1 protein-coding gene and 1 pseudogene are annotated in these 2109 nt (G+C 52.6%); one reads left to right on the top strand and one right to left on the bottom strand.

Translation table 11 applies throughout. The annotated features are described in order from the left end of the window. Positions 1 to 1615, bottom strand: a 1615-nt coding sequence (locus lacNas_RS02615) for a diguanylate cyclase domain-containing protein (RefSeq protein WP_201330667.1), incomplete at its 3' end; no start/stop codon positions are given. A 208-nt stretch (positions 1616 to 1823) separates the two neighbouring features. On the opposite strand from lacNas_RS02615, the pseudogene lacNas_RS02620 reads away from it, so the two are divergent. Beyond that, a pseudogene (locus tag lacNas_RS02620) lies at positions 1824 to 2109 on the top strand (hypothetical protein); the annotation flags it as partial.

Here is a 2109-nt window from a genome sequence, read left to right on the forward strand (position 1 = left end):
CAGACCCGATCAGGCGCATGGCCCGCCGGGCCATGTCGACGGTCGCGATGACGTCTTCTTTTTGGCCGCGGATCTGGTAGATCCCAGCCTTGATGCCAATGGAGTCGATCGCCGTTACTTTTTCAGAAACGGCCTTGACCTTTTGCTTGACCGTGCTTAAGGATTCACAGGTTACCAGAACGAAGTTGTCTTCCGTGTAGCGGACCAGGACGCTGTTTTCCTGGTCAAAAAATTCCCGCAGAACCCGCGAGACCATTCTTAGCAGGTCGTCGCCGCCTTGATAGCCGAAACGGTCGTTGTAGCTGTGCATGCCGGAAATGTTGAAGAGGATGACCAGGGGCTGCTTGCCTTCCTTGAACTGCTTCTTAAGGAAGTTTCCCGCGAAATTGTGGAAGTAGTTGGCGTTGGGCAGGCCGGTGATTTCGTCGGTAAAAAAGTTGGCCGCCCGGTCCCCGGTCTTCATGGCCTGCTTTTCCGCGTACATCTTGCTGTCGGCCTGCTTCAAAAGGTCGGCCAGGGGGATTTTCTCCTTGGGCAGGTGGATGTAGCCGGTGGCGACCTTCGGGGCGGACTGCAGCTGGTCAACCTTGCTGTAGTATTCGATCCGCTCTCTGGTCAACTGCACCAGCTTGTCGGCCTGGTTGTCGTCGGTGACCGTGATGACCGCCAAAAACTCGTCGCCCCCGTAGCGGCAGACGATCCCGTCATTGCCCGTCTGCAGGACGTCGTCCAGGGCCTGGCCGATGGCCCGGATGGCATGGTCGCCCTCCACGTGCCCGTAGACGTCGTTGACCGACTTCAGGCCGTTCATGTCAATCATGAACAGGTAGTATTGGTCGTTGATGCCCTGCTTCCAGATGTCGTCGATGAATTCCCTGAGGTTTTCCCGGTTTCTCAAGCCCGTCAGACTGTCGATCGTGGCTTCCCTGATGGAGGAATTCAGCTGGTAGAGGAAGTTGAAGGTGAAGTAAAAAGTAACCGCGTAGGAATAAAGTGGCAGGGCCGTGGACAGCATGACTTCAATGAAGCCGAAGACCGTCATCAGTGCCGGATAGAAGGTCAAAACCAGGTAGTAGTGTCCCAGGCCGTTTTTCCGGTTGATCAGGGCGTTATAGGCCGTAACCCCGAAGACGAAGGCCGAGTAGCTGATCGGCAAAAACAAGAAGAGGCCCGAGAAGAAGGGAGTAAAAGCATTGATGTCGTTGGAGGAAAAAATCAGCTCCGGCGCGAAAAGGGCGCAGATCACGTCAATGAAGGAAATCACGATGGGCAGCCCCAGGGCGATTCGGTTCTGCCGCTTGCTGGTGGCCAGGGGTAGCTCGATCTTGTAAGCAACGAACATCAAGGTCGTGTAGCTGAGGATGTTCAAAGTGATTGCCAAATAAAGGCTGGCGAAATTGATCAGAAAATCGTTGCCGGGCAGGAGGTGATTCATCCAAAGAGTCCGGGTCCCATCCCCCAAAAGGTAGGCGGCCTGGATCGTCAAACTGGTGTTGAACCAGTACTGCTGGCGGTTGTGCCGCTTGATCTGCGACGATGACCGCAAGAGCAGCAGAAGCATGATCACGCAGAAATATTCCGAAACCGCATAGGCAAATGCACGAGTGATTTGCATGTCTTTCTCCCTATAAAATGTGACACATTACTTAATTAATATAATAACTCATTTCTTTTAACAATAGGGTTTTTGGGCTTGAAAGATTGATTTAAAAATTCGATGTTAGCGCTTTTAATTCGCGTGCAAGTGTGTTATATTTTTAACCTGGTAGGGATTTATGAAATAATCAATTACTTTATTAGTATTTTTACTCAGGGAAAGAGAAATGGTTGAAATTGAAGAGACCCTTAAGCAGCTGTTAGAAGGACAGATCTGGTCCGGCACGATCAAGCAGGAGCTTGAAAGTCGGGGAATCTGCCTGAACCACTTGCTGATCAACAAGCAGAGACTGGCGGTGGTCGACTTGACCGACGAGTCCCTGATCAGACAGAGCCTGACGGAGCTGAAGAAAAATTTTCGCGGGGCGGTCAAGCAGCTGCTGGGCCAGCCGCTGGACTCGCCCAGCAGGGAGCAGGAGGCAGTCCGGCTGCTGCTGACCCTCTTTTTGAAGC

It is taken from the genome of Lactobacillus nasalidis (assembly GCF_016587775.1).
Taxonomy (GTDB): Bacteria; Bacillota; Bacilli; order Lactobacillales; family Lactobacillaceae; genus Lactobacillus; species Lactobacillus nasalidis.